The 7,098-nt window shown below is 43.9% G+C and carries 6 protein-coding genes; 2 read left to right on the plus strand and 4 right to left on the minus strand.

The genetic code is table 11. The features are described 5' to 3' along the window. Positions 1-405: 405 nt before the first annotated feature. From AB4154_RS22110 to AB4154_RS22125, 4 genes are all read right to left on the minus strand, one after another. Complete coding sequence (locus AB4154_RS22110) at positions 406-1,347, minus strand: zinc-binding dehydrogenase (RefSeq protein ID WP_017062694.1); 942 nt, start codon at positions 1,345-1,347, stop codon at positions 406-408. Between the two features lie 66 nt (positions 1,348-1,413). After that, complete coding sequence (locus AB4154_RS22115) at positions 1,414-2,502, minus strand: alkene reductase (RefSeq protein WP_017062693.1); 1,089 nt, start codon at positions 2,500-2,502, stop codon at positions 1,414-1,416. Positions 2,503-2,512: 10 nt separating this feature from the next. Continuing rightward, positions 2,513-3,610 (minus strand): alkene reductase, encoded by a 1,098-nt coding sequence (locus tag AB4154_RS22120; RefSeq protein WP_372124120.1) that lies wholly within the window; start codon positions 3,608-3,610, stop codon positions 2,513-2,515. A gap of 115 nt (positions 3,611-3,725) precedes the next feature. Continuing rightward, complete coding sequence (locus AB4154_RS22125) at positions 3,726-4,607, minus strand: LysR substrate-binding domain-containing protein (RefSeq protein WP_372124122.1); 882 nt, start codon at positions 4,605-4,607, stop codon at positions 3,726-3,728. 192 nt (positions 4,608-4,799) lie between these two features. Between AB4154_RS22125 and AB4154_RS22130 the strand changes: the two genes are divergently transcribed. Beyond that, positions 4,800-5,966, plus strand: coding sequence for an MFS transporter (locus tag AB4154_RS22130; protein ID WP_029235440.1), 1,167 nt, complete (start codon positions 4,800-4,802; stop codon positions 5,964-5,966). Positions 5,967-6,097: 131 nt separating this feature from the next. Further along, positions 6,098-6,790: an SDR family oxidoreductase gene (locus AB4154_RS22135; RefSeq protein WP_017068416.1), complete on the plus strand. Its 693-nt coding sequence runs from the start codon at positions 6,098-6,100 to the stop codon at positions 6,788-6,790. The last annotated feature ends 308 nt before the right edge of the window (positions 6,791-7,098 follow it).

A 7,098-nucleotide genomic window follows, 5' to 3' on the forward strand; every position in this document is an offset into this window, starting at 1 on the left:
GGGCATCACAAGCCAGCCCTAACATCACTAGTTTGAAGCTACAAAATGATTTGCCGAAATCAATAGAATGAGTTTTGACTATCTCGCTATAAGGCCACTTAGCGATGGTCTATCCAACATATGAGCACAAAAAAAGCGAGCACTAAGCTCGCTTTTAACCATCTGTTTTTAAAGTAAATTACAGTAGTTCTACCGACTGTTGAGCAATCACGAATTCTTCATTGGTTGGATTGCTATTAGTATCGCATCTGCTAGTAAGAGTGTGGTCAAAATTATTTAGACCACAATTTTAAACGACGTTGCAAAGATGAGTCTTACTCAATATCAGCAATTAGAACAACTATCCAAGCAAAGTGTAGGAAGTAAGCGCTATGTGACTCCCAGCAAAAGGATAAATTGCGCAGTCTAACTCAATGTAATCACGGTTTTTCGTTTTGTGGTTTCACTGTGTTTCAACGCATCAAGCATCTGCTCGAATTTAAAAGTGACAGGAATACTAACTTCAACACTCCCATTTTCAATACGCTCAAGCAGCGCTTCACCATTTTGCATTAATGTATGCCAATCATCTTTATCACCAAAATTATGTAACGCTCCAAGGGCTATTTCGTGGTAAGAAATAGTGCGCGTAAATGGAGGGTCAATGGGTTTAGCAATACGATCTTGAATGCAGACAATATGTCCATTCGCTCTTAACAGCGGCACTAAATGGGCGGCATTTTCCCCACTCACCGCATCAAAAATGGCGAAGTATTTCATGTCGATTTGAGATTGCTCCCGATAAACTTGGCGAATACCTAAGCTTTTGGCTCGCTCTTCGCTCAGACTCGCGGAGACAACATCAACGATATAACCCGCTCTGACAAGGATCTGGGATAACAAATTATTCACCGCGCCAAAACCAACGACAAGCACTTCTCTTTGTTGGGTTAATGGAATTTTTTCAAATGCTTGCCACGCAGTTAGCATCGGACAAGGCAGTGCCGCGGCAAGTTCAAAAGATAGGCTCTCAGGTAGTGTCATCACTCGCTCAACGTTCAAAACAGTATATTTAGCGAAGCTACCATGGCGATTTAGTGAACCATGATATGCCACTCGACGGCCAATTAGACTGGGATCAACTTTAGAACCTACTTGTACGACGACGCCTGCACCATCAACACCTGGAACATGGCCATTCGGCCAATTTAAAGGATTGGCTTTAATAAATTTCCAATCCACAGGGTTAATACCAATCGCTTTGTTTTGTACTAAGATTTCGCTGTCATCTAAAGCTGCTCTTTCAGCCTTACCTAAAACAAGACTGTGTTTCTCAGTTTGATATTGCCAAATTCGATAGGGTTCCATATCACTTCCACTCGCTTAATGAAAAGGTAAGGCACCAAAGAGTTATCGTCCTTGGTACCTGGTGTATTAGGCTTGATAAGTTGGATAATCGACGTAGCCTTCGGCTCCGCCCCCATACAAGGTCAACCTAGCATCGGCATCAAACTCGGCCAATGGTAAATCATGAGCAAATCGGGCGACTAAATCAGGGTTCGTTACAAAAGGAGTACCAAAGGCAACGAAATCAGCATACTGCTTATCTAGCAACTGTTGGGCAGATTGCTTGGTCAACTTTCCTGCAACCATGATTGGATTAGAGTATATTCGGCGTACTTGCTGGCGAAACTCTTCAGGCACCTCTACATAGCGTGATATGTTTTCTGAAAAATGCACATACGCAAGGTTCATCAGTTGTAGTTTTTCCAGCAATGCTAACGTTAGCGGAACAATTTCAACATCATCCCCAGCAAAACCCTCTCCGATATGAGGAGACAGACGAACCGCAACTCTTTCCCCACCAATTTCGTCGGTAAGTGCTTGCAACGTATCAACCAAAAAGCGCATGCGATTCTCTTGGCTGCCACCATATTGATCACTTCTTTGGTTGCTTTCTAAGCGTAAAAAGGTATCAAACAAGTAACCATGCGCAGCATGAATTTCCACGCCATCAAAACCAGCTTCAATGGCGTTTTTGCCCGCTTGTACAAAATCCGCAATCGTGCTCTTAATGTCTTGCAGCGTCATCTCCCGTGGCGTTTCAGTTTCAATCATCCCAAAGCCACCTTCAGCTAGTGGGCCAAATACTTGATCTGGGATTTTAATCGCTGATGGGGCTAACGGCTTAGTACCTGAAATATCAGAATGACTGCGTCGCCCCACATGCCAAAGTTGAGTAAATATTTTCCCGCCATCTTGATGCACAGCTTGGGTGGTTTTTTTCCAGCCTTCGATGTGCTCTGGGGTATAAATGCCCGGAGTCATCGAATAACCTCGTGCAGCCGCTGAGATCGGGGTGCCCTCTGATACAATGAGTCCAGCACTGGCACGCTGACGGTAGTAGGTTGCCATCATCTCGTTTGGTACATCACCAGGTTGAGACGTGCGTGAACGAGTCATCGGCGCCATCGCGATACGGTTTCTAGTCTCAAGTCCGTGACCTTTAAATACCTTAAACATACTTACCCCCTTAAGCTTTATACGTTGGATAATCAATCAGACCTTTCTCACCACCACCAAACAAGGTGTTTGGATCATGCTCTGCCAATGGGTAGCCGTGAAGTAGACGTTCAGGAAGATCGGGATTCGCCACAAAAGGTCGACCAAAGCAGATCATATCAGCCAGTCCGTCATCAATAGCTTGCTTTGCTTTTTCCGCATTATAACGACCTGCGTAGATCAGCACGCCTTGAAAAGCATTGCGCATTGCACGTTTGAATGAGACGGGTGTATCTGGTGCATCATCCCAATCGACTTCAGCAATATGTAGGTACACGATATGATGTTTATTGAGTAACGCTGCGGCAGCGGTATAAGTCTCAATAGGGTTAGCATCAACAGTACCATTGAGGGTTGTTAAAGGTGCCAAGCGCACACCAACGCGATCAGCGCCAATGGCATCGACCATTGCAGTAACAACTTCATCAAGAAAACGAAGACGGTTTTCAAGACATCCACCGTACTCATCAGTGCGATCATTCGCATCTGAATCAATAAATTGGTTAATTAAATAACCATTAGCGGCATGCAGTTCAATGCCATCAAAGCCGGCCTCAATGGCATTCAATGCGGCTTGACGGTAATCTTCGATCACTTGCTGAATATCGGCTTTTGTCATCGCTCTAGGCTGAACGACGTCAACAAAACCAGGTTCATCACTGCCATTATCAACGAATACTTTTACGTTTTCCGCTTTTAACGCTGATGAAGAAATCGGTTGCTTACCACCGATGTTATCTGTGTGAGTGACTCTGCCCACATGCCAGAGCTGAGCGAAAATAGCGCCTTGTTTGGCATGCACAGCGTCTGTCACTTTACGCCAACCAGCAATCTGCTCAGGTGTGTAAATACCTGGGGTCCATGCATAGCCTTTTGCCGTCGCTGAAATTTGCGTACCTTCAGACACAATCAATCCTGCACTGGCACGCTGAGCGTAATAGGTTGCCATCATGTCATTTGCGACATCACCAGGCTGACTGGCTCTTGAACGCGTCATCGGTGGCATGACAATGCGGTTTTTGAGTGTGAGTCCACCCAATGTGAATGGTTTAAATAGTGATAGTGACATAGTTGAGCCCTCTTCATTTGATAAGGGCATACTAGCAAATGAGTCACCAATCATTTATAGCAATAAAGGCAAATAATATTTGTATAAATTGCAACAATCAGTTTGTTTAAGCGGGTTACAGGGTTAGCTTTGGCTTAATAAAATCAATAAAAGCGGAGATCCGCTTGGCCACAGAAGAAGTCTTATAATACACAGCGTTGACTTGTTCTCTTCGTGGATGACTGATTTTTTCGCTCTTCAACAGCGAGATTAAACGTCCTTCGGCAATATCTTTATTCACCATAAACCCTGATAGACATGCAATGCCATTTCCTGCCAACACAATTTGTCGAATGGTTTCGCCATTACTTGATGACATCAAAGCGTCTAGTTGGGTAAACCCTTTTAAAGGCCAGTCATTCAAAATTTTGGGGGCGACAAATCCAATGAGATTATGCTGAGCAAGATCGCTGCTTTTAGTGGGGAGCCCGCGTTTTGAGATATATTCTGGTGAAGCCACAATATACAAGGGGCTTCGACCCAGCGACCGAGCATGTAGCGTAGAATCGCTCAACGTACCAATCCGAATTGCTAAATCGGTTTTCTTTTCTAGTAAATCCACAATGCCTTCATTGGAGGTTATTTCTAGCTCAATATCGGGATAGGCTTGATTAAATGACTGCACCAATGGCACCAGTTGATGAAACACAAACGGACTAGCCGCGTCGACACGTAAACGGCCTTTGGGCAATTCCCCACGGGAAATAATATCTTCTTCCGCCTTCTGTAATTGCATTAACCCCACCCGCATAGAGTCAATGAACTGGCGTCCTTCATCGGTTAATTCAATACGTCTAGTGGTTCGGTTTAGAATAGTGACCCCAAGTTGACTCTCCACTTTACTGACCGCTCTGGATACTCGCGCGACTTGGATATCTAGGCTCTCTGCTGCCGCTGAAAAACCTCCGGTATCGACTACAGCTAGTAAAATGGCTAAATCATCAGATTTTGTTCGCATGCTATTTCCCTCAACTTTATCCAATCGCTCATCAGCTTTATTGCATTTATAACAAATATCATTTGTAAAAACCTCTGTTTTTCACAAAACATCTTTAATGCAAAATGCCCCCCATCAATTAACAACGCGACGGCATAGCGACCAATACATCGGCTATTGCTGGTCATTTTCAAACAACAGAGAGTAAATATTATGCCTTTAGCACTTCTTGCATTGACGCTCAGCGCCTTTGCTATTGGAACAACGGAGTTTGTGATCGTGGGGCTACTCCCGACCATGGCCTCCGACCTAAATATATCACTGCCTTCAGCAGGCTTGCTGGTTAGCCTTTATGCACTTGGTGTTGCCATTGGCGCCCCGGTTTTAACGGCTTTAACAGGAAAGTGGAATCGTAAACACGTATTGATTACCGTCATGTCACTGTTTGTTGTCGGTAACTTAGTTGCATGGCAAGCACCTGGATATAACACCCTGATTATCGCTCGTATTTTGACAGGTTTAGCCCATGGTGTATTTTTCTCCATTGGTTCAACCATTGCTACCGGTCTGGTACCAAAAGAAAAAGCCGCCAGCGCCATTGCGATTATGTTCACTGGTTTAACCGTGGCGTTAGTCACAGGCGTGCCGCTTGGGACATACATAGGTCAAACCTTTGGCTGGCAATCAACCTTCTTAGTTGTTGCGCTATTAGGTTTAATCGCATTAATTGGTAGTGCTTTCTTAGTACCAAATAACTTAAAACAACCTGCTGCAGCTAAGCTTTCATCGCAGCTTAAGGTATTAACTCAACCTAGATTATTACTGGTTTATGCGATTACTGCACTGGGTTATGGCGGCACTTTTACAGCATTCACTTTCCTTGCTCCTATTTTGCAGCAAGAAACTGGCTTTAGTGCGAATGCAATTAGTTTAATTATGTTGGTTTATGGAGTCTCAGTTGCGATTGGTAATATTTGGGGCGGAAAAATGGCCGATAAAATGGGCCCAATAAAAGCCCTTAGCATTATTTTTACTGGTCTTGCAGCTGTGCTTATCGTGTTCAATTTTACCGCCGTTAACCCTATTGCCGCGGTAGCCACGATTTTAGTTTGGGGGGCATTTGCATTCGGTAATGTTCCAGGTTTACAAGTATATGTAGTGAAACTTGCTGAAAAATATACACCAGATGCAGTGGATGTTGCTTCCGGTTTAAACATTGCCGCCTTTAACGTTGGTATTGCACTTGGTTCATGGGGCGGAGGGATGGTTGTCGCTGAAGCAGGCTTAATGCATACACCTTGGGTAGGTGCAGTAGTTGTACTGATAGCGCTTGCTTTGACCCGCTTTAGTGGCCGTCTTGATAAGCGTGCAGAAAGTTAATGGTAAAAATGTATTAATGAAATAAACACGACTCTTACCCTTAGAGCTGGTCAATGCAGCAGCATTGGCCAGCTTTTCGCAACTTATATTGATTGGTATTAGACAAGATTGAAACTGATAAGAGGCACTCAATGAAAACCGTTTTTATTACTGGAGCTAATCGTGGCTTAGGATTAGAGCTTGCAAAGCAATATGCACAGCGACATTACAAGGTCATCGCTTGCTGTCGCGATATTGATTCAGCGCATGAGTTAACCCTGTTAGCACAACAGTATTCAACCATTCGCCCTTATGCTCTAGATGTTAGTCATGAAACAGATATTCTCGCTTTAACTGAGGTGTTTAAAGAGCAACCTATTGATGTACTTATTCATAATGCTGGGGTGAGTGGTGAAGGATGTGACAACTTAGGCAATATGGATCAGCAAAGATGGCTAGAGGTGTTAAAGGTCAATACCATCGCACCCATGTTAATCACGCAGGCCTTGCTCAATAATATTCTAGCCGGCCAAGATAAAACCATAATCGGGATGACCTCAATACTGGCCAGTATTGATGATAACCGCTCAGGGGGACGATACAGCTATCGAGCATCAAAAGCGGCCCTCAACCAAATAATTAAATCTCTAGCCTGTGAATTATCCGAAGCGGGAGTGAAGACCATGGCAATTCATCCAGGTTGGGTAAAAACCGATATGGGTGGAAAGGAAGGCAAGGTAACAGTAAAAGAGAGTGTTACAGGCATGCTTAATGTTATCGACAATTTAAAACTTAAGCATTCAGGTTCATTTTTTGTCTACGATGGCACTCAATTGCCATGGTAAGCCTAGTAGTTACGTCTCATACAAACTCTAAGGGTAGGATATGCTTTTAACCTTTATAGTTTTAATCCTTTCTATTGTCGCTTTGCTCGGGTGGTATTTACACAAAGTCTCCCGTGACATTTCCCAAATTGACTGGGATTGGGATGACGATGAGATCCTATAAATTGATATTGCCTGCATCTATGGCTGGTCACATTACATATCCTAAGGAACGACTGCGATCTTACTCTGGAATGAGTAAATACTTTAACGTGAAATGGGCAAGCAATGATCGCGCTTAGAAAAGTCTGGGCATCACAAGCCAGCCC

Origin of the sequence: Vibrio sp. 10N.286.51.B11, from assembly GCF_041469245.1 — a bacterium.
Classification (GTDB): domain Bacteria; phylum Pseudomonadota; class Gammaproteobacteria; order Enterobacterales; family Vibrionaceae; genus Vibrio; species Vibrio crassostreae_C.